The following is a 26,748-nucleotide window of genomic DNA, read 5'->3' on the forward strand; positions in this document are numbered from 1 at the left end:
AATGAGGAGCACACGTTGTCTGACCTGATCCAGGGTCCCGCGTCCGGGCAGAACGCCGATTCCGGCGCCGCCGGCGAGTCGGGTTCGCCCGCATCGAACACGCCGGGGGGAACCGACGGTCGCGTTCGCGTCATTCGCGAAGGTGTTGCGTCGTACCTGCCGGACATCGATCCGGACGAGACCACCGAATGGCTCGAATCATTCGACGGACTTCTGGATCGATCCGGACCCACGCGTGCCCGCTACCTCATGCTCCGCATGCTCGAACGCGCCGGTGAGAAGCACGTCGCTCTCCCCGCGCTCACCTCGACCGACTACGTCAACACGATTCCGACCGAAAACGAGCCGTGGTTCCCCGGCGACGAAGAGGTCGAGCGCCGATACCGCGCCTGGATCCGTTGGAACGCCGCGATCATGGTCCACCGCGCCCAGCGACCGGGCGTCGGCGTCGGCGGTCACATCTCCACCTACGCATCCTCGGCAGCGTTGTACGAGGTCGGCTTCAACCACTTCTTCCGCGGCAAGGACCATCCGGGCGGAGGCGACCACATCTTCATCCAGGGTCACGCCTCCCCCGGCATCTACGCGCGCGCCTTCCTCGAGGGCCGCATCCCCGCGGAACAGCTCGACGGATTCCGCCAGGAGAAGTCGCACGCGGACTTCGGCGGCGCACTGCCGTCCTACCCGCACCCACGGCTGCTTCCCGACTTCTGGGAATTCCCGACGGTTTCGATGGGCCTCGGCCCGATGAACGCCATCTACCAGGCCCGGTTCAACCACTACCTCAACGACCGCGGCATCAAGGACACCACCGATCAGCATGTGTGGGCGTTCCTCGGCGACGGCGAAATGGACGAGCCCGAATCACGCGGCCTCGCTCACGTCGCGGCAACCGAAGGCCTCGACAACCTCACGTTCGTCGTGAACTGCAACCTCCAACGCCTCGACGGCCCGGTCCGCGGCAACGGAAAGATCATCCAGGAACTGGAATCGTTCTTCCGCGGTGCCGGCTGGAACGTCATCAAGGTCGTCTGGGGTCGCGAGTGGGATGCACTGCTGCACGCCGATCGCGACGGCGCACTGGTCAACCTGATGAACGTGACGCCGGACGGTGACTACCAGACGTACAAGGCCAACGACGGCGCGTTCGTACGCGATCACTTCTTCGGACGTGACCCCCGCACCAAGGAACTGGTCAAGGACCTCACCGACCAGGAAATCTGGAACCTCAAGCGTGGTGGCCACGACTACCGCAAGGTCCACGCCGCCTACGCAGCCGCCATGGCACACAAGGGCCAGCCGACGGTCATCCTCGCGCACACCATCAAGGGCTACACCCTCGGCAAGCACTTCGAGGGCCGCAACGCCACACACCAGATGAAGAAGCTGACGCTGGACGATCTCAAGGCGTTCCGCGACATGCAGCACATCCCGATCTCGGACGCCGAGCTCGAGAAGGATCCGTACCTGCCTCCGTACTACCACCCGGGCGCGGACGCTCCCGAGATCAAGTACATGCTCGACCGGCGTAAAGCACTCGGCGGATTCCTGCCGTCCCGTAACACCGACGCTGCTCCGCTCAAGCTCCCCGAGGACAAGACGTACGACGTCATCCGCAAGGGTTCGGGCAAGCAGGAAGTCGCCACCACCATGGCGATCGTGCGCATCCTCAAGGAACTGTTGCGCGACAAGGAGATCGGCAAGCGAATCGTGCCGATCATCCCGGACGAGGCTCGCACCTTCGGTATGGACTCGTGGTTCCCCTCACTGAAGATCTACAACCGCAACGGACAGCTCTACACCTCCGTCGACGCCGAACTCATGCTCGCCTACAAGGAGAGCCCGATCGGCCAGATCCTGCACGAGGGCATCAACGAGGCAGGTTCGACGGCTTCGTTCACCGCAGTCGGCACGTCGTACGCCACCCACGGTGAACCGATGATTCCGCTCTACATCTTCTACTCGATGTTCGGTTTCCAGCGCACCGGCGACGGCCTGTGGGCAGCCGCCGACCAGATGGCTCGCGGATTCGTTCTCGGCGCGACTGCCGGTCGTACCACCCTGACCGGCGAAGGTCTCCAGCACGCCGACGGACACTCGCTGCTCCTGGCATCGACCAACCCGGCCGCTGTCACGTACGACGCCGCGTTCTCGTACGAGTTGGCGCACATCGTCAAGGACGGCTTGCGCCGCATGTACGGTGGCACCGAGGGCGTCGACGGTTTCGGTGGCGAGAACATCTTCTACTACCTGACCATCTACAACGAGCCGTACGTTCAGCCGGCCGAGCCCGAAGGTCTCGACGTGGAGGGATTGCTCAAGGGCATCTACCTCTACAAGACGTCTGAAGCAACCGGCCCGAAGGCACAGATCCTCGTCTCCGGTGTCGCGATGCCCGAGGGGCTGCGGGCGCAGAAATTGCTCGCCGACGAATGGGGCGTCTCGGCCGACGTCTGGTCGGTCACGTCCTGGGGTGAGCTGCGCCGCGAAGGCGTCGAGTGCGAACGTCAGGCGCTGCTCAATCCGTCCGAGGATGCTCCCGTTCCCTTCGTCACCACGGCGTTGTCCTCGGCGCAGGGCCCTGTCGTCGCGGCTTCGGACTGGATGCGGGCGGTCTCGGATCAGATTCGTCAGTGGGTTCCCGGCGACTACACCACGCTCGGCACGGACGGGTTCGGGTTCTCCGACACACGTACTGCCGCGCGTCGCTACTTCAACGTCGATGCCGAGTCCATCGTCGTCGCGGTGCTCATCGGTTTGGCGAAGGAAGGATCGATCGAGCGGTCGAAGGCCGTCGAAGCAGCGAGCCGATACCGCATCGACGACGTGAATGCCGCTCCCGAGCAGACCGGGGACACCGGTAGCGCTTAAGCCGTAGCGCACCGGTCCGCGCGATCGAAAACAGACCTACGCCCATCGCCGCGGGTGTCATCTCGACATCCGCTGCGGCGATGGGCGTAGGTTTTTCTCATGTCCGAACCTGATCCCGAGAAACCCGAAGAGGGCGTACGCCGCACTCGACCACAGTCGTCCGGGTTGCAGGCTGTCCTCGCCCGCCGTCGTCAGGTTCGCGATCCACTTCCCGAGGCCTTGCTCCGCCGCGTCAAACAGTTCTCCGGTCGGCTCTCCACCGAGGCCGTGACCGTGATGGAGGAGCAGCTTCCGTTCTTCGACAGTCTCGACGCTTCGCAACGTGCCGACGTTCAACTCCTGGTGCAGACGTCGGTAGTGAATTTCCTGGAATGGCTGCGGCAACTCGACTCGGAGATCAGCTTCGGATACGAGTCTTTTCCGGTCATCCCTCAGGATCTTGCTCGACAGCTCACGCTGCGCCAGACCGTCGACATGGTCCGGGTGGCGATGGAGTTCTTCGAGAAGTGGCTACCGGCTCTCGCCCGCAACGATCAACAGCTGATCGCGCTGACAGAAGCCGTCCTGCGCTACGGGCGTGAACTCGGCTTCGCAGCGGCGACGGTGTACGCAAGCGCCGCCGAATCTCGTGGCGCGCTGGACACGCGACTGGAAGCGCTCGTCGTCGACGCCGTCGTGCAGGGAGACACCGGATCGGACATGCTTTCCCGTGCCGCGACGTTGAACTGGGATGCGACGGCTCCGGCCACCGTCATCGTCGGGTCTCCCCCGCCGGACGAGCGCGTCTCGGTTGCCGGCACCGTCCACGCGACCGCCGCCGCGCACGGGCGCGCTGTTCTTGCCGTGGTGCAGGGTCCGCGACTGGTGATGATCGTCAGCGGCGAGCTGAGCAGCAAGACGGAGGGCAGCCAATTCCTTCAGGATCTGCTCATGAGTTTCGCCGACGAGCCGGTGGTGATCGGCCCGACCACGCCCTCGTTGAGCGCCGCGCACTTCAGTGCATCCGAAGCTCTGGCGGGAATCAAGGCCGTCGCCGGGTGGCGCGGCGCACCTCGTCCGGTTTTTGCGACTGAACTACTCCCCGAACGGGCACTACTGGGAGACGCCGCTGCCGTAAAGGCTCTCCGCGAGTTCCTGGTCGCACCTTTAGCTGAATCCGGCACAGTCTTGACCGATACTTTAGACAGCTATCTCGACTGTGGAGGTGCGGTTGAGACTTGTGCACGCCTTCTGTTTGTTCATCCAAATACCGTTCGGTACCGCTTGAAGCGGATCGCCGAAGTTACCGGCCGGGATCCTACGAATCCACGCGACGCGTACGTACTACGAATCGCCGCTACCGTGGGCCGATTGACACAAATCGATCTCAAATCGAACAATTCGGTTACTTCAGTCACATCTTTAACATCCGGACAAACAAACCTGTAACCCCGGAGCGTCCAATTTCGATGGCCGAGCGCGACGTGGGATTTTGTGGGAACCCTACAAAACACTTCGCCAGAGTTCATCGCGACCGACATCTCGCAGGTCACTCGCGGCGGTGTTCTCTTAATAAGTGATTTCGTTGCTCGCCCCGGGACAGGGCTCTCAGACACCCGGCATGCTCGGCCCCTGGCTGGCACTGCCCGGAGCGCAAGACCGCCTCGAAGTGTGGTCGAAGGCAGCCGGCCTGGACCTCGTGCGACTCGGCACGACCGCGACCGCCGAAGAAATCACCGACACCTCGGTAACCCAGCCCCTCGTCGTTGCCGCTGCTCTGCTGGCATATGAGGAAATCGAATCACGTGGGCTCCTCGGCGCCGACGTCATCGCTGCCGGCCATTCGGTGGGTGAACTTGCCGCTGCTGCGGTCGCCGGTGTCATTTCCGCCGACGACGCCGTCGCGCTTGCCGCCCTCCGCGGCGCCGAGATGGCCAAGGCCTGTGCGCTCGAGCCCACCGGCATGTCAGCCGTTCTCGGTGGCGACGAAGCCGAAGTGCTCGCACGACTCGAAGAACTCGGATTGGAACCGGCCAACCGGAATGCGGCCGGCCAGATCGTGGCTGCCGGACTGCTCACCGCGCTCGAAGAACTCGCAGCAAACGCACCTGAGAAGGCCCGCGTCCGCGCACTGCCCGTCGCCGGCGCTTTCCACACCCGCTTCATGGCACCTGCCCAGGATGCCGTCGCAGCTGCTGCCGCCAAGATCACCCCGTCCGATCCGACGCGCACGCTGCTTTCCAACTCCGACGGCGCACCTGTCTCCTCGGGTGCCGACGCCCTCACCAAACTTGCCGCGCAGGTAACCCGCCCCGTTCGTTGGGACCTCTGCTCCGCGTCGTTGCGGACAGCAGAAGTCAGCGCGATCGTGGAACTCCCGCCGGCCGGAACCCTCGTCGGAATTGCCAAGCGCGAAATGCGTGGCACACCGACGGTGGCCCTCAAGAACCCGGAGGATATCTCCGCACTGTCCGAGCTGACCTAGCTCGGGCGCCCACCCGGCCGATCAGCCCGAACGGCGGCCGGACGTTTCACCCCACCTCAATCGATCAAGAAGGGAGCCACACCAGTGGCCCACACTCAGGAAGAAATCATCGCGGAACTCGGCCAGATCGTGGAGGAGGTCACCGGTATCGAGCCTTCCGAGGTCACCGTTGACAAGTCCTTCGTGGACGACCTCGATATCGACTCCCTGTCCATGGTCGAGATCGCTGTTCAGACCGAAGACAAGTACGGCGTGAAGGTCCCCGACGAGGATCTCGCAGGCCTGCGCACCGTCGGCGACATCGTCGCGTACATCCAGAAGCTCGAAGCCGAAGGCGCCGAAGCCAAGAACGCAGAGTGAGCCGACCGTGACTTCCGCTTCTACCCGCAAAGGGAAATTCCCCGACATCGTCGTCACGAGCCTCGCGACGTCGACCTCGGTGGCTGGTGATGTGGATGGCACGTGGAAGGCGCTACTCGCCGGCGAAAGCGGCATCGGAATCCTCGATGACCCGTTCATCGACGAGTTCGACCTTCCCATTCGCATCGGCGGGCACCTGAAGGTTTCACCGGACGAGGGCTTGTCCCGCGTCGAAATTCGACGGATGAGCTGGGTGGAACGCCTTGCCCTCACGTTGAGTCGCACGGTCTGGAGCAACGCCGGCAGCCCCGAAGTCGATCAGGACCGCCTCGCGGTTGTCATCGGCACCGGACTCGGCGGCGGCGACACGCTCATCGACGCCGTCGACAAGCTCCGTGGCGGCGGATACCGCAAGGTGTCCCCGTTCTCGGTGCAGATGGTCATGCCCAACGGACCAGCCGCAACGGTCGGGCTCGAACTCGGGGCCCGCGGTGGCGTCATCACCCCGGTTTCGGCATGTTCGTCGGGATCCGAGGCAATTGCTCACGCTCACCGCATGCTTGTCATGGGTGACGCGGACATGGTTGTGGCCGGTGGAGTCGAGAGCTTCATCGACGCGGTTCCGATCGCGAGCTTCGCCATGATGCGTGCGATGAGCACCAACAACGACAATCCGGCCGCAGCTTCACGTCCTTTCGACAAGGACCGCGACGGATTTGTCTTCGGCGAAGCCGGCGCACTGATGATCCTCGAAACCGAGGAACATGCAAAGGCACGCGGGGCAACGATTCACGCCCGCCTGCTCGGTTCCGGAATCACTTCGGACGGGTACCACATCGTGGCACCGCATCCGGAAGGCCTGGGCGCGGCGCGAGCCATGACCCGAGCAATCGAGATGGCCGGACTGACGAAGTCCGACATCAAGCACATCAACGCCCACGCCACTGCGACGCCGATCGGTGACATCGCAGAGGCAAAGGCAATCAACGCAGCGGTTGGCAACCACGCTGCGGTGTACGGCCCGAAATCCGCGCTGGGACACTCGATCGGCGCTGTCGGCGCCCTCGAATCAGTCCTGACGGTTCTGGCAGTGCGTGACGGGATCATCCCGCCCACGCTCAACGTTGACAGCCAGGATCCAGAAATCGATCTCGATGTCGTCAAGGGTGAACCCCGAACCGGCTCTTTCGATTTCGCACTGAACAACTCGTTCGGTTTCGGTGGGCACAATGTCGCGCTCGCCTTCGGTCGGGCCTAGCCCGAACCGCGGTTTGCACCTGTCCGCGGGTGTCGTTGCAACACAACGTCACCCGCGGACAACACCGACCTTTCGTTCCACCCAAGGCTCGTACTGAAGGAGGACGCGATGACCATCCTGGCCCCCGTGACAAAGTCCGAATCATCGACAGACCCGCGCGATCCTCTTGCGCGCCTGGAAAATCTGTTCGACCCCGGCACGACAGTGCCGCTCCACGCCCGCGACAAGTCCGGCGTGCTCGCTGCGTCCGGAAACATCGACGGCGTGCGCACCATCGCATACTGCTCCGACGCCACCGTCATGGGCGGCGCCATGGGCGTCGACGGTTGCAAACACCTCGTCAAAGCCATCGATACCGCCATCGAGGAAGAGTCCCCCATCGTGGGCCTCTGGCACTCCGGTGGCGCGCGTCTGGCTGAAGGCGTCGAAGCGCTCCACGCCGTCGGACTTGTCTTCGAGGCCATGGTCCGCGCGTCGGGTCTCATACCTCAAATTTCGGTCGTGCTCGGCTTTGCCGCCGGTGGAGCCGCGTACGGTCCAGCCCTCACCGACGTCGTGATCATGGCGCCGGAAGGCCGAGTGTTCGTCACCGGCCCAGACGTAGTTCGCAGTGTCACCGGCGAACAGGTCGACATGGTGTCACTCGGCGGCCCGGACACACACACCAAGAAGTCGGGTGTCGCGCACATCGCCGCACACGACGAGGCCGACGCATTGCACCGCGCGCGCCGCCTGGTCTCGATGATGTGCGAGCAGGGCGAATTCGATCAGCGGGCAGCGGAACTCGGCGACAGTGATCTGCGCGCCATGATGCCTGCGTCCGCAAAACGTGCATACGACGTTCGTCCGATCGTTCACGAAATGCTCGACAACGTCGAAGGTGAGTCGAGTTTCGAAGAACTGCAAGGTAATTACGCCCGGAGCATCGTCACCGGTTTCGGTCGGATGGCCGGACGCACCGTTGGCGTCATCGCGAACAACCCACTGCGACTCGGGGGGTGCCTGAACTCCGAAAGCGCCGAGAAGGCCGCTCGATTCGTGCGACTGTGCAACGCATTCGGCGTGCCGCTCGTGGTCGTCGTCGATGTTCCCGGGTATCTGCCGGGCGTGTCGATGGAGTGGGAAGGCGTGGTTCGGCGCGGAGCGAAGTTGCTTCACGCCTTCGCCGAGGCAACCGTCCCCCGCGTCACCGTCGTCACTCGAAAGATCTACGGCGGCGCCTACATAGCAATGAACTCGCGAGCACTCGGTGCCACGGCCGTATTCGCTTGGCCCAACTCCGAAGTAGCCGTGATGGGCGCGAAGGCCGCGGTCGGCATCCTGCACAAGCGGGCTCTCGCTGCGGCACCGGACGACGAGCGTGAAGCATTGCACGACCGTCTCGCCGCCGAACACGAGGCGATCGCGGGCGGCGTCGACCGCGCGGTTGAAATCGGCGTCGTCGACGAGGAAATCGACCCGGCGAAGACTCGCAGCATCGTGACCGCTGCGCTCGCATCTGCACCATCTGTCCGCGCGCGGCACAAGAACATTCCGCTCTGACAACCCTTGACAGCAAGGTGGGCCTCGCCGATACGGCGGGGCCCACCTTTTGTCATTCAAGTCTTGGTCGTTCAACTCTGTGTCGTTCAACTCTGTGTCGTTCAAGCCGAAAGGTTCACTCCGGGTTCAGGATGGACCTGGATCAGCTGACACGCCTCCGCAGCCAGGTTACTTCTGCACCTTCGCCGGAACTCCGGAAGGGTTCGAGTTCTTCGTCCCACGGTGCGCCTATCGCCCGATCGATTTCCGCGGCGATGTCTCCTCCGGAATTCATGATGGACCGTAGCTTCATCTCCCCGACGACGACATCACCGTTCGCACTGGTGGATCCGCGCCACAAGCCGAGACCGGGTACATGGCTGTACCGTTCGCCGTCGACGCCATGACTCGGGTCCTCGGTGACCTCGAACCGCAACATCGGCCAGGCGCGTAGCGAATCGACCAGGCGGGCACAGGTTCCGACGGGACCTGTCCAGTCCGTCGTCGCCCGGAGAAGCCCGTCGTAGGCGGGCTGTGAGGTCCATCTGAGCTTGGCAGGGCTGTCCAACGTGGCGGACAGAGCCCAATCCACGTGCGGGCACAGCGCCGCGGGCGACGAGTGGATGTACACCACACCAGTCGTCACGTCCGCGAATTGATTCATTTCGCGCACTCGAGCCTCCTGCTTCGACGAGGGACGTCTTCCCCAACGACCTCTGTCGAGTTCGTGCAGCACGCTCGATTGAACAGTGTGCCTTGTGTTACCCGTGTTGCGCCAGTGGAAGGAGAGAAATTTGTGCTCTATCGGGAAACTTCGCCGATCACACCATCGGACAATTCAGTCCACAAAGGCTTGGCCCAATCACCGAAATCACGATCGGTCAGCACGACGCACGCAGTATGGATCGTGGGATCGACCCACAGGAACGTCCCCGACTGGCCGAAATGACCGAAGGTTGCAGCCGAGTTCTCGAGCCCCGTCCAGTGCGGACGCTTGTCGGCGCGGATTTCGAATCCGAGTCCCCAGTCGTTGGGGCGCTGAGATCCGTAACCCGGAAGAATTCCGTTGAGCCCCGGGAACTGAACAGATGTCGCCTCTGCGAACGTCTGCGTCGAGATCAGCGTCGGCGAGAGCAGTTCGGCCGCGAACTTGGCCAAGTCGTCTGCCGATGCCTGCGCACCGTGGCCGGCCGGACCGACAAGAGCCGCGCTGGTCATCCCCAACGGCGCGAACACCGCCTCGGCCAGATAATCGGCAAACTCGATCTCGGTCTCCCGGGAAACCAACTCGGCAAGAACTTCGAAACCCGCACTCGAATAAATCCGCTTCGACGCCACTGGCGCCTGAACGACACGTTCGGCGAATGCCAACCCCGAGGCATGCGCGAGGAGGTGACGAACGGTCGACCCCTCGGGCCCGGCCGGCCCATCCAACTCGACCGCCCCTTCCTCCACTGCCACGAGAATCGCGTAGGCGCACAACAGTTTTGTCACCGAAGCCAGGGGGAAAACGTGCGACTGGTCGCCGCTGAAACCACGAACGCGGTCGCCCTCAACCGGATTCTTCCCGGAGAGGACGACCGCTGCCGCGTTGTCGACCGGCCACTGCTGGATTACGTCGAGACTGTGAGTACTGGGCACCCGATCAGACTACTGGCACAAGAGTTGCGAGCTTCCGATCACCAGTCAGCTTCGGTGTAGCGGATGACGCCGCGGATGTTCTTGCCATCCAACATGTCCTGGTAGCCGTCGTTCACGCCTTCGAGCGTGTAGGTCCGAGTGACCATGTCGTCGAGGTTCAGCTTGCCCGCCTTGTACATCGCGAGAAGGTTCGGGACGTCCTGGCGAGCGTTGCCACCACCGAAGATGTTGCCCTGAAGATCCTTCTGAAGCATCGACATCAGGAACAGGTTCAGCTTCACATCCATGTCCGTCAGATGCCCCATTGCGGTGACAACACAACGACCAGCCTTGGCCGTCAGAATCATCGCTTCTTCGACGTACTCACCCTTCATTTCGCCGACGGTGATGATCGTCTTCTGCGCCATGCGTCCATACGTAGCGTCGATGATCGGCTGAATGGCCGCGGCGGCGCTTTCGAAAGCATGCGTTGCACCGAACTTCAGAGCCTGCTCACGCTTCCACGGCACCGGGTCGATGGCAAAGATGTACCGAGCACCCGAGGCAACTGCACCCTGCAGGGCACTGATACCGACGCCGCCGACACCCATGATCACCACGTCTTCGCCCGGCTTCACATCGGCGATGTGGGTTGCCGATCCCCAACCGGTGGGAACACCGCAACCGACGAGTGCGGCAACCTCGAACGGGATGTCCTTGTCGATCTTCACCACCGACGACTGGTTCACGACCATGTAGGGCGAGAACGTCCCTAGCAGGCACATCGGGATCACGTTTTCGCCGCGAGCCTGGATCCGGTACGTGCCGTCGCTGATGGCCTGGCCGCTGAGGAGGCCCATCCCGAGGTCACACAGATTCTGATGTCCGGCCGAACACGCCGGACAGGTTCCACAAGCCGGAATGAAGGACAGAACGACGTGGTCGCCGACCTCCAGGCCCTTGACCTCCGGGCCGAGCTTGGTGATGACGCCCGAACCCTCGTGCCCGCCCATGACGGGGAACGACGGCATCGGAGTCGCGCCGGTGACGATGTGGTGATCGGAGTGGCACATTCCGGCCGCTTCCATGCGAATTTGAACTTCGCCGGCTACCGGTTCGCCGATCTCGATCTCCTCGACGGACCACTTTTCGTTGAGGCCCCACAGGATTGCACCCTTGGTCTTCACGTCACTTCACCCTTTCATTCGCACACCCGCATCTATCTCTGTGACCATAGCCACAAATCCGCGAAATTGGAACGTGTTCTAACGAAAGATTTTGCACTGCAGGTCAGACGTCCAAATGACCTGGCACAATCGGCGCGGCGAGCACGAAAATAACGACCCACTGAGTGGGACAACGGCACTGTCTCTCCCCGAAGGCACGGCACCTCTGAAAGCACGGCACCCCGGAAAGCACAGCCCTACTGAAAGCAATCCCCAACGAAGGCACGCTCCCTGGGCTCCGCCTCCAACAGATAAGTCGGACGCGGAGCCTGGCCGTGTTCTGTTGTGCCTGAGGTTCGTCCTCAGGTTGTGAAGGTGGTGTTCGCCGGCCGCGGGTGCCGCTGCGGATCGATCGACGGCGGCGGAATGAACCACGGCTTGTTGTCGACGCCGATCCGGATCTCCCACTTTCCGACGAACCCGGATTTGCGATGCATCAACCGATGATGCGAACGGCACAGCAAGACAAGGTTGTTCATCACCGTCGGGCCACCGTTGGCCCAGTGCCGGATATGGTGCGCATCCGTCCACGCCGGCACACACGTACAGCCGAGGAACGCGCAGCCTTTGTCTCGGGCGATCAATGCCACTCTCTGTTCGGCGGTGACCAACCGCTTTCCGGGTTTCGCATCGAGCGGCGCGCCGTGATCATCGAGCAAGACGGTGGACAGGAAACAATCACACCCGAGAAGCCCGGTCTGCGACACCGACAGTGGTCCGAGCCAGGGCATGTGCCCCACATCGAGATCCGACAGATTCAGATCGAGCGAGCCTTCGTCGGCATCAGCGGCAGCAGCAGCCGACGCTGCGCAGTCCCGGTGCTCAGCGAGATCCCGGGCACTGATGTGAACGTTCACGTGCGGCCGCTGACCACCATCCATTCCGGTCTTGGCGCAGTCCAGATACCGGCGGATCAGTTCCGTGAACCCATCCGCGGTCCGCTTCGCCGCCGACCGAGCATCCGGCGTCCCATCCGGTGCCGGGGTCGGCATCGTCAAATTCGACAACGCCGACAACAACATTTCGCCGGTGAGGGCATCGAAATCCCCACGCACCACCACCCGACCATTCAACGTCGACGCGATGCGGAGTTCGTTGCGGTCGACGTCTTCGGCGGGCGGAATCTCATCGGATTCGAAAACGCGCTCCAACGTCGCGATCACATATCGGACCTTCGTCGTCGTGGCCTCCACTCCCGACGCGGCAGCCAACAACAAATCGATACAGCGAGGCAGCGCCTCCTCCGGCATCCCCTTCGGCGGCGACTCACAAAACGAGACGATCAGAACGGCATGATCGAACGAACAATCCCCGCAATCGAAACCTGCCGCCACCGCCGGAAACGGCCGCAGCGCCGCACCCAACGCGGCGATCTTCTTCCCGTCCCGCACCTGCAGCATCGTGTTCGACGCCAACCACGCACCCACCCCGCGGCTCGCGATCACCTGATCATCCGGACGCAACGACAACTCGTCCACCACCGCCACCCGCACGGCTTCCAGACGCAGAATCTCCCCACTCGCCTCGATCGCAGCAGCCCGCAACTCAGCAGCCGACAACCGCCACAGACGTCCACGCAACCCCACCGCAGAACCAGACACCACATCCGACAACAAAACACTCATTGAACCCCCCGATCCCCTGAAACACAGGGTACTCGAACACCCGTTCGAGTCAAGAGTTTCTCGAGTCAATCCACCGAACGTCCCGGAACGACCAAACCGCATTGATAGGCCAGAACCACCAGTTGCGCGCGGTCACGGACATCCAGTTTTGTCATCGCCCGGTTCACGTGCGTTTTTGCGGTGACAGCGCTGATCACCAACTCCGCGGCGATTTCGTCGTTGGACATCCCCAGGGCAACGAGAGTTACCACTTCGAGTTCACGTGGGGTCAATTGACCGAAAATCCCAGACGTCGAGTCGGCCCGCGACGGGGTGGAAAGGAATCGAGAAATCAACGCACTGGTCGCAATCGGCGACAACAAGGAGTTCCCACTCGCGACCGTCCGCACGGCATCGAGCAGGTCTTCAGCCCGGATTCCTTTGCCGATGAACCCGCTGGCTCCCGCCCGAATCGCCTGTGCCACATGCTCGTCCACTTCGAAGGTCGTCAGGATCAACACATGTACGTCGGAGAGATCCGGATGATCGGCAATCATTGCCGTTGCTTCGACGCCGCTGGTGCCCGGCATGCGAATGTCCATCAGTACGACGTCGGGTCGGTGCGCGAGCGCCGCCTGGAATGCCTGCTCTCCGTCTGCTGCCTCGGCGACCACCTCCATGTCGTCTTCCGAACCGATCAGCAGCGCAAGCGTTTGACGGAAGAGTGCCTGATCGTCTGCCACCACCACCCGAATACTCACGACTCCTCACGCTCCGAACCGCTTGACACCGAGACAAGCGGTAGCTGGGCGTCCACACGAAATCCCCCGTCCGCGCGGAATCCTGCCGAAACCTCGCCTCCCATCGCTTGCGCTCTCTCCTTCATTCCCAGCAGTCCGTACCCGGGTGGCGAAGTCGAAGGCACTGCCGTTCCGGCGTTTTCGACCGTCAGGACCAGAACCTCGGCTTCGTACGACAACGTCACGGTGACGGCACCGGGCAGCGCGTGCTTGCTCGCATTCACGAGTGCTTCCTGGATGATTCGGTACGCCGTGAGGTCTACCGCAGGCCCGAGAGGGCGCAGCGAACCCACAGCGCGCACGTCGATTTCCATTCCTGCACTGACGAATTGATCCACCAGCGCCGGTAGATCCGACAGCCCTGGGGCCGGCTTCATCGAGCGATCGCTGTCCTGAGCATCACGGAGAACTCCAACCGTGGCCCGAATTTCATCGAGTGCCGCCTTGGACGTTTCCTCCACGCCGCGTAGTGCAGTCGTCGCCTTCTCCTGGTCTTTCCCGATCAAGTGCGACGCGACCCCGACTTGCAGGTTGACCAAGGCAATGTGGTGCGCGACAACATCGTGCAGGTCCCGCGCAATCCGCATCCTTTCTTCCACGACACGATGTCGGGCCTCGTCCTCGCGCATTCTTTCCGCTTGCACGGCGCGCGCCTCGACGGACTCCAGATAGGCGCGGCGAGAACGGACCTCGGCGCCGGCAAAACTCGCCATCAGCAACCAAGCCAACAGCCCCAGGGCCTCCTGCAGGAGATTGTTCCCGACTCCCAGGAAGATCGTGACGAGCATCAGCGAGCTGACGGTGCTCGCCGCTGCGAAAAAGGTCCTCCGGCGGTCACTCGTGCTGGCAACGTAATAGAGGCACACCATCGCTGCGGAACCTGTCCCGGCATTCGGCGGCGCTGACAGTGCAATCATCAACACGCCGAGGAGTACTGCCACCGCCAGCGCCGAGAACGGATAGCACCTGCGGAACACGATGGTTGCCGCTGCGATCGCTGTTACAAGGACTCCTACAACTGTTACTTCGCGGGTGTCATTGCCGTCGAGCGCGATGCGGTGCGCCGTCCACGTGGCAAGGAGCACGAGAATCGTCAGTGCCAGGTCGATGGTGCGCGGGTGTTCCGCACACCATCGACCCCACGTCGATGTCGAAGTCATCGATCTACCGTATCCGGGTCACACCGACAGCTTGTCGCTCGTGGGCTCACTGGATTCCCTCGAATCAGCGAGCAGCGCAGTCAACTGCTCCCCCTCGACATCCACGTTCGGGACCAACCGGTCCAGCCAAGCGGGGAACCACCATGCCTTCGAGCCCAACAGCGACATGACGGCGGGCACGACGGTCATACGAATCACGAAGGCGTCGAACAGAACCGCGAACGAGAGTCCGAGTCCGATCTGCATGATGAAGGCGTCGCCACCGAAGATGAAACCTGCGAAAACGGCGATCATGATCAGCGCGGCGGCCGTGACCACTCGGGCGCCCTGGTCGAAGCCCTTCACGACTGCCTCGTCCGGTCCGTCACCGTGGACGAATGCTTCACGCATTCTGGTCACCAGGAACACCTGGTAGTCCATCGCCAACCCGAAGACGATGCCGATCATGAAGATGGGCAACATCGCGACAACTGACCCGGTTTGACCTTCGATTCCGAGAATGCCGGCGACCCAGCCCCACTGGAAGATAGCGACAAGCACACCGAACGTCGCGCCGATGGAGAGCAGAAATCCGAGAGTTGCCTTGAGCGGTACCAAGATCGAGCGGAACACCAACATGAGGAGAACGAAGGCGAGGCCGACGACCAATGCGAGGTAGGGAACGAGGGCATCGGCAAGACGGTCCGATACGTCGATCGTCAACGCTGTCTGCCCGGTGACCGACATCGTGGCCCCGGTCTCGTCGGTCAGCGATCCGGCAACCTCACGTATATCTGCGACGAGCGCCTTTGTTGCCTCGGTTTCGGGGCCGCTCGACGGAACCACCGTGATAACTGCTGTGTCACCGGCCTGATTGAGCGCCGGCGGCGTCACTGCTGCTACGTCGGGCAGAGCACCGAGTTTTTCCTGGGCCCCACTCAATGCCGATGCCGGATCCGCAGCGTCGGCAACGTCGACGACCACCATGAGTGGACCACTGAACCCGGCACCGAATCCCTCGGAAAGTCGGTCGGTGGCTCGGGCCGCAGTGGTGTCGGGGACTGGTGGGCTCGCCAGGCTCAGGTTGATGCCGAAGGTGGGGATCGCCAGCAATCCCAGCCCGAGGACCGACGCGAGCAAAACCGGAACTCGACGCCGGATCACGAACTTGGCCCATCGCGATCCTGCGCCCTCTTTCGTTTTGCGATGCGTCAACTGCCCACCGGATGCAAGCAATCGACGGTCGGAGCGACTCAGAACGCGCGATCCTGCAAAACCCAGCGTGGCCGGTAGCAGAGTCAGTGAAATGACCACTGCAACAGCAACTGCGAACGCTGCGGCCAGACCCATGCTCGTCAGGAACGGGATATTCACGACGAACAATCCCGCCAAGGCGATGAGCACGGTCAATCCCGCGAACACTACTGCCGAACCCGCTGTCCCGGCTGCACGGCCCGCTGCGATTTCGGGATCGTGCCCGTCACGTAGTTCCGCGCGGTAACGCGAGACGATGAACAGCGAGTAGTCGATCGCTACTGCCAACCCCAGCATCATTGCCAGGACGGTTGTGCTCGAACCCAATTCGATGAAGCCCGTTGCGATGGTGATCGTGCAGATCGCGATACCGATACCGATGAGCGCGCTGATCAACGGAAGCCCTGCCGCCACCAACGAACCGAAGGTGACCGTCAGCACCACCGCGGCGATCGCGACTCCGATCACCTCTCCCATGGATTCGGCGCTGCTTTCCATCAGCACGTTGCCGGCAACATCGACTGCCAGTCCTGAATCCGAGGCGTCATGGACAGCAGACTCGAGAAGTTCCTTCGAACTGTCCGGCAAGTCCATCGAGTCGGCAGTATAGGAGACCTGCATGTATCCGATCGTCCCAGTCGGCGACACACCGCCGGAGGCATACGGATCCGACACCGCTGCAACCTCGGGGTCCTTCCCGAGCGCAGAGACCAATTCACCGACAGATCGTTGAATGGCCGGATCGGCGAGCGTTGTGCCCGCGGGAGATTCGAAGACGATGCGAGCACTGGCTCCACCAGTGGACGATTCCGGGAACCGTTCAGCCAGAAGGTCTTGCGCAGCTTGCGATTCGGTTCCCGGAATCGACAATGTATTGACGGTCGGGCCGGACAGCGTTGCTGCGCCTACTCCACCCGCCACCAGCAGGACGACCCAGAAGCCCACCATTGCCCAGCGGCGACGAAACGCGAATCGCGAGAGTTTGTACAGGAATATCGACATGCGTATCACTGTGCCGATACACGGGCCCGTCGCACATCGTGCACAGGTAGGCAGTTCGACGTACTGCGCTCGCAGTAGGGCGGTGGTCCCCAGGGCTAGACGGGCAGGCCCAACTCCCTTGACCACGGCGGATCCGCCCCGGGTCGTGACACGGTAACGGCTGCCGCACGTGCCGCAAAGGTCAATGCGGCCGACCAATCTGCCTCGGAGAACCCACGCACAACGGCGGCGTCGAGTGCGTCGTGACGATCGAGATAGGCCAACAGGGCTCCGTGTACCGTATCGCCCGCACCGATCGTGTCCGCGACGTCGACCGCGGGCGCCGGAACCGAAACATCGAGTTCCTTGGTGATCAAGCTCAATCCATCGCCGCCACGGGTGAGTAGGACGGCGCCGACGCCTTCGTCGAGCCACTCGGCGCCGTCGACCGAACCCAACCACTTCGCGTCGTCGTCGCTCACTTTGAGAATATCGATGGCGGGCAACCACGATCGAAACCGTCGTCGATATGCGTCCGGGTCGGAGATCACCGCCGGACGAATGTTGGGGTCCACCATGGTGAGTCGACCACGAGAGTGCGCTTCGTGCAGCATCGCTTCGTAAGCGGAGGCCCCGGGCTCGAGCACCAGCGACAGCGTCCCGAACGAGAACGCCCGAGCAGAGGGAAGTTTCGGCAGCGCGAACTGTCGATCCGCCGTTCCCTCGAGGTAGAAGGAATACCGCGCACCTCCGTCCGCTGCAAGGTTCACGACGGCCAGAGTTGTCGGCTCTGGCCCACGCTCGACTCCGGTTGTGTCGACATTCGACGCGGCCAGCGAGTCGATCATCCGATCTCCGAACGCGTCGAGGGACAAGCGCGAGACGAATCCCACGTCGGATCCCAGTCGCCCCAGTGCGATCGCAACGTTGAACGGTCCACCGCCCAACTTAGGTGAGAAGTTCTCCCCCACCGGAACCAGATCGACCAGTCCCTCACCACACACCACGACGGATCGTTCGCGTGTATCACTCATCGGTAGACCCTAACCTTCTCACCAGTCGAAGATGGATGTGACCTGCTCGGCACGAACGAGTTCGGGTGCCGAGCAGGTCACGATTGTGGTGGGATTCAGCTACCCACGCGCTCACCCGTAGTCGGGTCGAAGAGGTGAACAGGACCGTCCACCCGCTCGAAGCCCAGCGTCTGGCCGTACTGCAACTTCGATCGCCCGCCGGTGCGGGCAACGAGCGAAATCGGGTCGGCTTCGGTACCAGGCACGTGTGCGTAGATGTACGACTCGTTACCCAGTTCCTCTACCAGGTCGATCTGAGCTGCGATTCCGTCTCCGGCAGCGACCACCTGGAATTGCTCGGGCCGAATTCCCACTGTGACCGAGGCCAGACCGGCCGCGGCGATTGCCGCCATCTGCTCGCGGTCCAGCGGAACCTCGACGTCACCGAAACGCACCCCACCCGAACTGACCGGCGCCGTTACCAAGTTCATCCCTGGAGATCCGATGAAGCCTGCAACAAAAGCATTGGCCGGCCGATCGTAAAGTTCTGTGGGAGAAGCGAATTGTTGCAACTTCCCGCCCTTGAGCACTGCCACGCGGTCACCCATCGTCATCGCTTCCACCTGATCGTGCGTGACGTAGACGGTGGTGGTTCCGAGACGACGCTGCAACGCCGCGATCTGCGTTCGGGTCTGCACGCGTAGCTTTGCGTCGAGGTTGGAGAGCGGCTCGTCCATGCAGAACACCTGTGGTTCGCGAACGATGGCGCGGCCCATGGCAACTCGTTGCCGTTGACCACCGGAAAGCTTGGCCGGCTTGCGGTCGAGATACTCCGTCAGGTCAAGCAGTTTGGCCGCTTCGGCAACTTTCTTCTTACGCTCCTCGACGGGCACACCGCGCATCTTCAACGCGAACCCCATGTTTTCGCCGACGGTTTTGTTGGGGTACAGCGCGTAGTTCTGAAAGACCATTGCGATGTCGCGATCCTTCGACGGGACATCGGTCATGTCCTTGCCGTTGATGGTGATCGCCCCGGAATCGATGTCCTCTAGCCCTGCCAACATCCGCAAGGCCGTGGACTTTCCGGAACCTGACGGACCGACGAGCACGATGAACTCGCCGTCCTTGATATCAAGATCGAGTGAATCGACAGCGAGGGTCCCAGCACCTTCGTAGATGCAAGACGCTTTCTGGTACGAGATTTCAGCCATGACGAACTCCTGAGAGGGTGAGGAATTACTTGATTGCACCGAAGGACAGGCCACGCACCAGTTTGTTCTGGGCGAACCAACCGGCCAGGATGACGGGCAATGCCGCCATGGTCGCTGCCGCGGAGAGCCGAGCCCAGTACAGGCCCTCGCCCGTGATGAACCCGACCAGGAAGACCGGAATCGTCTGCGCTTGAACAGCTGTCAGATTGACTGCGAAGAAGAATTCGTTCCACGAGAAGATCACGCAGATCAGCGCAGTCGCAGCAATTCCGGGCGAGATCAGCGGGAGTATCACCTCGCGAACCGAAGTCCACAAACTCGCGCCGTCCATGCTGGCGGCTTCGAGAAGTTCTCCGGGGACTTCGAGAAAGAACGAACGCATCATCCACACTGCGATCGGCAGATTCATCGATGTGTACAAGATGACCAGCGCCCAGATGTTGTCGAGCAATCCGATGTCGTTGACGATCACGTACAGCGGCACGATTGCGGCGACGACTGGGAGCATCTTGGTGCTGATGAAGAAGAACAGAACATCCTGAGTCTTGGCAACCGGGCGAAGCGACAATGCAAACGCAGCCGGAACGCCTAGTAGCAGAACAAGAATCGTCGACATGGCCGTTGCAAATGCAGAGTTTGCCAGCGTCGTGCCGAGACCGGAGTCGAGGACGGCACGGAATTGTTCGAGGGTGGGAGTGAAGAACAGCTTCGGCGGATCCGTGTAGGCGTCTGCCTCGGTCTTGAACGCGGTCAGGACCATCCAGAAGACCGGGAAGAAGAACCCGAGAGCGGCGATCCACGCCACAACGGACCACGGACTGAACTTGCTGCTCTTCTTTTTCTTGACGACGGGCTTGTCGGCCGTCGCGCTTGTCGTCTCTACGGCAGTCATCACGCCGCCTCCTCGTTGCCGGTGAAGCTCTTGAAGATCAATCGGAGCGCAAGTGTCGACACGATGATGGTCGCGATCACTGTCACGACACCCATCGCCGCAGCCTGACCTACGTCGAAGCCGAGGAACGCGCGCTGGTAGATGTAGAACGGCAGGTTCGAGCTGGCCACGCCGGGCCCACCCGAGGTCATCATGTACACCGCGTCAAAGGTGTTCACGAGGTAAATCGCACCGAGAACTGCACCGAGTTCGATGAAGCGGCGCAGGTGCGGCAACGTCAGTTCGCGGAACATCGCAAACGGCTTGGCTCCGTCCACCCGTGCGGCTTCGAGAATGTCTCGGGGCATGGACTGCAAACCGGCCAGAATGAGCAGCATCATGAAGGGCGTCCACTGCCAGATCAGATTGATCATGACGGCGGCGAGCGGAAACTTGCTGACCCAGTCGACCTGGCCTACACCGAAAGGCTGGAGGACGAAGTTCACGATACCGAATACCGGGTCGAACATTGTTGTCTTCCAGAGCAATGCGCCAGCGACGGGGGTGATGAGAAATGGCGTGATCAGCAGTGTCCGCACGATCCCGCGACCGAGGAAGGCTCTGTCGAGTAGCAGTGCCAACGCGAGTCCGAGGATCACCGAAACGATGACCGTACCCACGATCATGATGACCGTGTTGACCGCGACTTCCCGAAACTGACTGTCCTTGAAAACCTCGATGTAGTTGTCGAACCCGTTGAAGTGCCGCGATCCCGGACGGACAAGGTTCCACGACTGCGTCGAGTAGTAGAGGGTGAACAGAAACGGAATCTGGGTGACGACGATCGAAAAGATCAACGCCGGCAACAGGGGACCTCTACGACGCCAACCCTCGGCGCGGGAGATCTTCTTTTCGACACGGACCGGTGGCGCGTCGTCCACCGTGGTTCTGGGTTCGGCAACCGTAGTCATCGGTTCTCCTGATAGGTCTTGCCGACCACCTCGGCATACTGCTGGGATTGTTCGAGTGCTTCTTTCACGCTCTTCTGACCCGCGATGGCAGCACTGATCTGCTGGCTGACGCGAGTGCCCAGGTCCTGAAACTCAGGGATGGTGAGGAACTGGACGCCGGTGTACGGAACCGGTTGCACTGTCGGGTTTTTCGGATTTGCATTGTTGATCGATTCGAGGGTGATCGGACCGAATGCCTGTGCGGCCTCTTGATACTCCGGAATCTCGTAGGTCGAAAGGCGACTTCCCGGAGGAACTCTCGACCAGCCGAGTTCGGTTCCGACCTTCTGGATGTAGTCCTTGTTCGTCATCCAGGAAATGAACTTCCAGGCGTCGTCTTTGTTCTGTGCCGACTCCGGGATTCCGAGCGCCCAGGTGTAGAGCCAACCAGGATCCGACTTCTCGACCTTCGGCGCCTTCGCGTATCCGATGTTGCCGACTACCTTCGACGACGCAGGGTCCTCGAGAACCGACACAGCCGAAGTCGCGTCGTACCACATCGCCGTGTTCCCTTGCGCGAATTGTGTTGCACATTCACCGAATCCGCTTGTGGCAGGACCCGGCTGACCGTGCTCCTTGACAGTGTCCACGTAGAACTGAACCGCATCCTCGACCTGCGGACTGGTCAACTGCGCATTCCAATTCTCGTCGTACCAGCGTCCACCGAAGGTGTTGATCACGGTGTTCAGCGGTGCGAGCACCTCACCCCAGCCAGGCTTTCCACGCAAGCAGATTCCCGCCATCTTGGCGTCTGGGTTGTCGAATTGCGCTGCCCAACCCGCAACTTGTTGCCACGTCGGGTCTTCGGGAACTGTTATCCCCGCCTGATCGAACAGATCCTTGCGGTACATCAGGAACGACGACTCCCCGTAGAACGGGACCGCGTACATACTGTCCTCGTACGACAGAGAGGTCTTGATCGACGGTATGAAGTCGTCCTCGCCATAACCGGACGTCTTGTCTGCATACTCGGACAGGTTCGTGAGCCAACCGTTGGCAGCCCACTGAGGTGTCTCGTAGTTGCTGATCATCACGACGTCGAACTCACCGCCGCCGGTTGCCGTCGACGCCGTGATCTTGGCGCGCGCCTGGTTCTCGGAAAGGCTGACGAATTTGAGGTCGATGCCAGGGTTCTCGGCTTCGAAAGCCGGCGCCAGTTTGATGGCGTCCTGCATCTGCGAGTTCGAAACCATCGCGATGGTGACTGTTCGTTCGCCGGAACCACCGAGCGCACCAGCGCCCGCACATCCCGACACCAGGAGGCAGAGCGCCGCCGCGGCAGCGCCCCACACTCGTCTTCCTGTTTTCACGGATTACCTTCCTTCACACTTGCGTGTCAGTCGCGCGCTCGGACAGCGAAACTCGTGAGATCGCTAGCCTTCGAGCAGCCACTGGGCGCACTCGACGTCGGTGACGAGTACGTTTGCCAAACCTCCGCGCAATGCGCCCAGAACGGCCTGGCGTTTGTGTGTTCCCCCCGAAATCAGAATCGTCTGATCGCAGGATTTCACTGCGTCGAGCGATACGGAGACCGTTCGCTCAGGCAGTGGCCCCTCCACTGGATTGCCGTCGATCGTGTAGAAACGGCCGCCGATTTCACCGACAGCGCCTCGACTTTCCAACTCGTCCAGCATGGTCGAGTCGACGAAGCTACCGGCAAACAAGGTCGTGGCAGTCGATACGGCACCGCCTCCGAAAACCATGATGTCGGAATCAGTTCCAGCTTTCAGCGCCTTCGAGATGACCGAGTCGTTTCGCATCGACTCCACAGTCGCCGGGTCGGCATACAGCGGAGCATTGAGGCGAATAGGATTGGCCTGCAACTGTTGTGCACATCGGCCGATAGTGAAGTCGACACCGGTTTGGTAGTCGGTCACCGTCATGGAGCCGTCAAGTTGTACCACAGCCGAGCACTTCGCCGCCTTGTCTGGCAAAGATCCTGCAACCGCAACGGTTTCCGGGCCCCAGGTAAATCCGAGAACACTCGATGGCTGCAGACGACGAACCAGAACTTCCGCTGCTCGTCGGCCGAGCGCGTCGAAGTCCGGATCGTCCGAGTCCGAATTCGCTTCGGGCACAATCAACACTTCGGCCAACCCGAAGTGCTTCTCCAGCTTCGATTCCAACTCCGTGTTCACCGAACCTTCGAGCTCGGGCGGTACCAAAATCTCGACCTTGACCAAACCTTGGGTCCGCGCCCTGGCCAACAGTCGCCCGGCCGTGGGCCGCGATACGCCCAACTTCGCTGCGATCTCCGCCTGAGTAGCGCCTTCGAGGTGATACATGGTCGCCGCTCGCAACGCGAGCCGCACATCCTCGGAAGCAGGCAACTTCGACGACTTGAGTCCTGCGGGCTGAGCCGACTGGTTCACGCGGTCTCCTTGTGCATCGGGTTGAAAGTTTCTCGATCGTGAACAAATGCTCACTAGATGTTCTTATGCTCATTAAGCTAACATCTAGGTTGTGACCCACACAACAGTTTCCGGAGAATCCATCGATCTACCTGCGACAATTCGGGCAAACGTCCTCGCTGAGACCGGAAAGATGCAGATGGTCGAGAGACCACGACCGTCCCCGAAGGCCGGCGAAGTCCTCGTTCGCATCCATGCCGTGGGCGTGTGCGGGTCGGACGCGCACTACTTTCGTGAAGGTCGCATCGGCCCTTACGTGGTCAACGCGCCCCTTGTTCTCGGACATGAGGCATCGGGACGCATCGCCGCAGTCGGCGTCGGCGTCGACCCGGGACGCATCGGGCAGCGCGTGTCCATCGAGCCTCAGAAACCTGATCCGACAAGCCCCGAATCCAAGGCAGGCAGATACAACCTCTGCCCCCATATGGAGTTCTTCGCGACGCCGCCGATCGACGGAGCACTGACCGACTACGTCACAATCGGTGCCGATTTCGCCCATCCCATCGCAGATTCCGTGTCCTACGAGGCAGCTGCGCTGTTCGAGCCACTCTCCGTGGGGATTGCCTCAGCCCAGAAGGCGGGAATCACGGCAGGCTCTCGTGTGTTGATCGCCGGCGCCGGCCCGGTGGGGATCGTGACGACGCAGGTGGCCAAGGCATTCGGCGCGACGGAGGTCATCGTCTCGGACATCGATGCGGCCCGGCGTGATGTGGCACTGAAATTCGGCGCAACAACCGTCGTGGACCCCCGCGAAAGCGACGTACGCTCGCTGGCCGTCGACGCCTTCATCGACGCCTCGGGTGCCACGGCCGCCGTGATCGACGGGATTCACGCAGTTCGGCCCGCTGGGACCATCGTTCTGGTCGGGATGGGTGCCGACGAGATACCGTTGCCGGTCCCGATCATTCAGAATCGCGAACTGGTGCTGACCGGAGTGTTCCGATACGCCAACACATGGCCGATCGCCGCCGCACTGGTCGCTGCCGGGCGCGTCGACCTGGATTCGATGGTCACAGCGCGCTTTTCACTCGAACAGTCGCAAGAGGCCCTGGTGGCCGATCGCATTCCCGGCAGCATCAAAGCCGTAGTCATCGTCGCCGAAGGAGACTAGAACTTTCATGGAACTCAACACGAAGACCTTGCTCGACTTCGATGCTGCACTCGAAGTGCCGAACTACGACCGGAGCAAAGTCACCACCGGCATAGTGCATTTCGGGGTCGGAGGCTTTCACCGCGCACACCAGGCCATGTACATCGATAATCTCCTGCGACGCGGTGAGGGCTTCGACTGGGGAATCTGCGGAGTGGGAGTGATGCCGTCGGACAGGCGAATGAAAGACGCACTCCGCGCGCAGGACGGCCTCTACACACTGGCGCTCAAGCATGCGGACGGAACCCTCGAGGGCCGGGTCATCGGATCGATCGTCGAGTACCTGTTCGCTCCGGACGATCCGGAGGCGGTGATCGAGAAGATGGCGGCCGAATCGACGAAGATCGTCTCACTCACCATTACCGAGGGCGGGTACAACATCTCGCACACCACGGGTGAGTTCGACGCGTCGAATCCCGATGTGGTGCACGATCTCGAGCCGGGAACGCTCCCCCGCACCACCTTCGGTTTGATGTGCGCTGCCCTCGCACTCCGTCGAGACCGCGGCCTGCCACCATTCACGATCATGAGCTGCGACAACATCGAAGGCAACGGATCAGTCGCGAGGACGGCCGTCGGAGCCTTCGCCGCCCTGAAGGATCCCGAACTTGCGGAGTGGATCGACGAGAACGGCGCCTTCCCCAACTCCATGGTCGACCGGATCACACCCGTCACGACAGCCGAGGTGACCGCAGAGATCGCCCAAACGTTTGGCGTGGACGATAAGTGGCCGGTCGCGGCCGAGCCGTTCACCGCATGGTTCCTCGAGGACGAGTTCACCTCAGGCCGGCCGCCTCTGGAGAATGCCGACGTCAATCTCGTGCCGGATGTTCGCCCCTACGAACTGATGAAACTGCGACTTCTCAATGCCAGCCATCAAGGCATCGCGTACTTCGGCTACCTTGCCGGATACCGCCTGGTCCACGAGGCGTGCCAGGACGAACTCTTGTCAGGGTTCCTGCTCGACTACATGAATCTCGAAGCGACGCCGACCCTTGATCCGGTACCCGGCGTCGATCTCGATCAGTACAAGAAGACCCTCATCGAAAGATTCTCGAACCCCCAGGTCCGCGACACGATTGCACGTCTGTGTGCCGAGTCGTCCGATCGAATTCCCAAGTGGCTGTTGCCCGTCATCCGGACCCAACTCGACACTGGCGGACCGATCAACCTGTCCACCGCCATAGTCGCCAGCTGGGCCCGCTACGCCGAGGGCACAGACGAGAACGGTGACCCCATCACCGTCGTCGATCAGCTGTCCGACACTCTTGTGCCGCTCGCCCGGAAGCAGTCGAGCGACCCGTTGGCGTTCATCGGGTACCGCCAAGTGTTCGGCGATCTCGTGGACGATCGCCGATTTGTCGCAAGCTTCCGAAAGACGCTCGACTCGTTGCACTCCGTCGGAGCCAGAAGAACCCTCGAGGAGGTACGCGGGCTCTGACTACGCCGAGACGTCGTGCAAGTGATGGATCGGATCGTGAATGAAGTATGCCGCCAACGATTCGACGGTGAACGCCGATCCGTCACTGCGGAGACCCCGTCGTAGGCGGCTGCCCTCCGGCACGGTTTCGAAGGCGTTCGCGACCTCCGCCGCGGCGTCCGCCAACTCCGATGCGACCGTTGCCGGATCTTGGTCGTTGTACCGCTCGGACTCAGCTGTTGCGTCCTGATCCCAGTTCTCGAATGTCGGATCGTCGAATTGGAGCATCTGTTCCAACCGCACCTTGAAGATCCTGAACACGTCGCGCACGTGGGCGGAATACTCCAGCGCTGACCATGTTTCACTGTCCGGTCGCTCCGTCACATTCTCGCGTTCCAGCACCTCAACCCACGATGTGGCGTTGCCACGCACCAGATCAGGAACATCCGTGAATGCGACGGTGGAGGAATCGAACCCGCACTCGGCGCAGGGGCGTTCGAGGACCCAGGTCCAGTTCTTTGTATCCGGGGTGATCGGCATGGATCGAGAATAGTCCGCCAGGGC

22 protein-coding genes are annotated in these 26,748 nt (G+C 61.9%); 8 read left to right on the top strand and 14 right to left on the bottom strand.

The window, feature by feature from the left end; all coding sequences use genetic code 11:
* The first annotated feature begins 15 nt into the window (after positions 1-15).
* The 6 genes from aceE to ABWI03_RS18970 all read left to right on the top strand — a co-directional run bounded on the left by aceE (position 16) and on the right by ABWI03_RS18970 (position 8,495).
* A complete protein-coding gene (gene aceE / locus ABWI03_RS18945; RefSeq protein WP_095969802.1) occupies positions 16-2,871 on the top strand; it encodes a pyruvate dehydrogenase (acetyl-transferring), homodimeric type in 2,856 nt (951 codons plus the stop codon).
* 99 nt (positions 2,872-2,970) lie between these two features.
* Complete coding sequence (locus ABWI03_RS18950; protein ID WP_298773379.1) at positions 2,971-4,299, top strand: PucR family transcriptional regulator; 1,329 nt, start codon at positions 2,971-2,973, stop codon at positions 4,297-4,299.
* A 127-nt stretch (positions 4,300-4,426) separates the two neighbouring features.
* Positions 4,427-5,335 (top strand): ACP S-malonyltransferase, encoded by a 909-nt coding sequence (locus ABWI03_RS18955; protein WP_298773380.1) that lies wholly within the window; start codon positions 4,427-4,429, stop codon positions 5,333-5,335.
* Between the two features lie 84 nt (positions 5,336-5,419).
* Complete coding sequence (acpM, locus tag ABWI03_RS18960) at positions 5,420-5,695, top strand: meromycolate extension acyl carrier protein AcpM (protein WP_003941649.1); 276 nt, start codon at positions 5,420-5,422, stop codon at positions 5,693-5,695.
* Positions 5,696-5,702: 7 nt separating this feature from the next.
* Positions 5,703-6,953 (top strand): KasA/KasB family beta-ketoacyl-ACP synthase, encoded by a 1,251-nt coding sequence (locus ABWI03_RS18965; protein ID WP_003941591.1) that lies wholly within the window; start codon positions 5,703-5,705, stop codon positions 6,951-6,953.
* A 108-nt stretch (positions 6,954-7,061) separates the two neighbouring features.
* Positions 7,062-8,495 (top strand): acyl-CoA carboxylase subunit beta, encoded by a 1,434-nt coding sequence (locus ABWI03_RS18970; protein WP_003941597.1) that lies wholly within the window; start codon positions 7,062-7,064, stop codon positions 8,493-8,495.
* Positions 8,496-8,637: 142 nt separating this feature from the next.
* Here ABWI03_RS18970 and ABWI03_RS18975 read toward each other — a convergent pair whose 3' ends face one another.
* The 13 genes from ABWI03_RS18975 to ABWI03_RS19035 all read right to left on the bottom strand — a co-directional run bounded on the left by ABWI03_RS18975 (position 8,638) and on the right by ABWI03_RS19035 (position 23,575).
* Positions 8,638-9,147, bottom strand: coding sequence for a DUF3145 domain-containing protein (locus ABWI03_RS18975; protein WP_003941617.1), 510 nt, complete (start codon positions 9,145-9,147; stop codon positions 8,638-8,640).
* A 128-nt stretch (positions 9,148-9,275) separates the two neighbouring features.
* Entirely contained in the window at positions 9,276-10,115 is an 840-nt protein-coding gene (locus ABWI03_RS18980) for a serine hydrolase domain-containing protein (protein ID WP_298773381.1), read from the bottom strand.
* 38 nt (positions 10,116-10,153) lie between these two features.
* Positions 10,154-11,281 (bottom strand): NDMA-dependent alcohol dehydrogenase, encoded by a 1,128-nt coding sequence (locus ABWI03_RS18985; protein ID WP_019748970.1) that lies wholly within the window; start codon positions 11,279-11,281, stop codon positions 10,154-10,156.
* A gap of 341 nt (positions 11,282-11,622) precedes the next feature.
* Complete coding sequence (locus ABWI03_RS18990; RefSeq protein ID WP_298781019.1) at positions 11,623-12,945, bottom strand: HNH endonuclease signature motif containing protein; 1,323 nt, start codon at positions 12,943-12,945, stop codon at positions 11,623-11,625.
* A gap of 65 nt (positions 12,946-13,010) precedes the next feature.
* Entirely contained in the window at positions 13,011-13,685 is a 675-nt protein-coding gene (locus ABWI03_RS18995) for a response regulator transcription factor (protein WP_095969798.1), read from the bottom strand.
* Positions 13,682-14,884, bottom strand: a complete 1,203-nt coding sequence (locus tag ABWI03_RS19000; protein WP_298781022.1) for a sensor histidine kinase — start codon at positions 14,882-14,884, stop codon at positions 13,682-13,684. The genes ABWI03_RS18995 and ABWI03_RS19000 overlap by 4 nt, the downstream gene beginning before the upstream one ends.
* Positions 14,885-14,902: 18 nt before the next feature.
* Positions 14,903-17,119 (bottom strand): MMPL family transporter, encoded by a 2,217-nt coding sequence (locus tag ABWI03_RS19005; protein WP_298781025.1) that lies wholly within the window; start codon positions 17,117-17,119, stop codon positions 14,903-14,905.
* A 95-nt stretch (positions 17,120-17,214) separates the two neighbouring features.
* Positions 17,215-18,132: a carbohydrate kinase family protein gene (locus ABWI03_RS19010; protein ID WP_298781028.1), complete on the bottom strand. Its 918-nt coding sequence runs from the start codon at positions 18,130-18,132 to the stop codon at positions 17,215-17,217.
* Between the two features lie 95 nt (positions 18,133-18,227).
* Positions 18,228-19,322, bottom strand: a complete 1,095-nt coding sequence (locus tag ABWI03_RS19015) for an ABC transporter ATP-binding protein (protein ID WP_019748976.1) — start codon at positions 19,320-19,322, stop codon at positions 18,228-18,230.
* A gap of 25 nt (positions 19,323-19,347) precedes the next feature.
* On the bottom strand, positions 19,348-20,214 hold the full coding sequence (locus tag ABWI03_RS19020; RefSeq protein WP_003941600.1) for a carbohydrate ABC transporter permease: 867 nt from the start codon (positions 20,212-20,214) through the stop codon (positions 19,348-19,350).
* Positions 20,214-21,164: a carbohydrate ABC transporter permease gene (locus ABWI03_RS19025; RefSeq protein WP_019748978.1), complete on the bottom strand. Its 951-nt coding sequence runs from the start codon at positions 21,162-21,164 to the stop codon at positions 20,214-20,216. Before ABWI03_RS19025 ends, ABWI03_RS19020 begins: the two co-directional genes overlap by 1 nt.
* Positions 21,161-22,513, bottom strand: a complete 1,353-nt coding sequence (locus ABWI03_RS19030) for an ABC transporter substrate-binding protein (RefSeq protein ID WP_298781032.1) — start codon at positions 22,511-22,513, stop codon at positions 21,161-21,163. The genes ABWI03_RS19025 and ABWI03_RS19030 overlap by 4 nt, the downstream gene beginning before the upstream one ends.
* Positions 22,514-22,576: 63 nt before the next feature.
* Positions 22,577-23,575 carry a sugar-binding transcriptional regulator gene (locus ABWI03_RS19035; protein ID WP_353798783.1) on the bottom strand — a complete coding sequence of 333 codons (999 nt, stop codon included), beginning with the start codon at positions 23,573-23,575 and terminating at the stop codon, positions 22,577-22,579.
* 139 nt (positions 23,576-23,714) lie between these two features.
* Here ABWI03_RS19035 and ABWI03_RS19040 point away from each other — a divergent pair, with 139 nt between their 5' ends.
* Both ABWI03_RS19040 and ABWI03_RS19045 read left to right on the top strand, forming a co-directional pair.
* Positions 23,715-24,725 carry an NAD(P)-dependent alcohol dehydrogenase gene (locus ABWI03_RS19040; protein ID WP_298781436.1) on the top strand — a complete coding sequence of 337 codons (1,011 nt, stop codon included), beginning with the start codon at positions 23,715-23,717 and terminating at the stop codon, positions 24,723-24,725.
* Between the two features lie 7 nt (positions 24,726-24,732).
* Positions 24,733-26,205, top strand: a complete 1,473-nt coding sequence (locus tag ABWI03_RS19045; RefSeq protein WP_298781038.1) for a mannitol dehydrogenase family protein — start codon at positions 24,733-24,735, stop codon at positions 26,203-26,205.
* Here the strand turns inward: ABWI03_RS19045 and ABWI03_RS19050 are convergent, their stop codons facing one another.
* Positions 26,206-26,724, bottom strand: coding sequence for a DinB family protein (locus ABWI03_RS19050; protein WP_200313325.1), 519 nt, complete (start codon positions 26,722-26,724; stop codon positions 26,206-26,208).
* Between the last annotated feature and the right edge of the window lie 24 nt (positions 26,725-26,748).

The sequence above is a fragment of the Rhodococcus baikonurensis genome (assembly GCF_040489275.1).
GTDB classification, from domain to species: domain Bacteria; phylum Actinomycetota; class Actinomycetes; order Mycobacteriales; family Mycobacteriaceae; genus Rhodococcus_F; species Rhodococcus_F baikonurensis.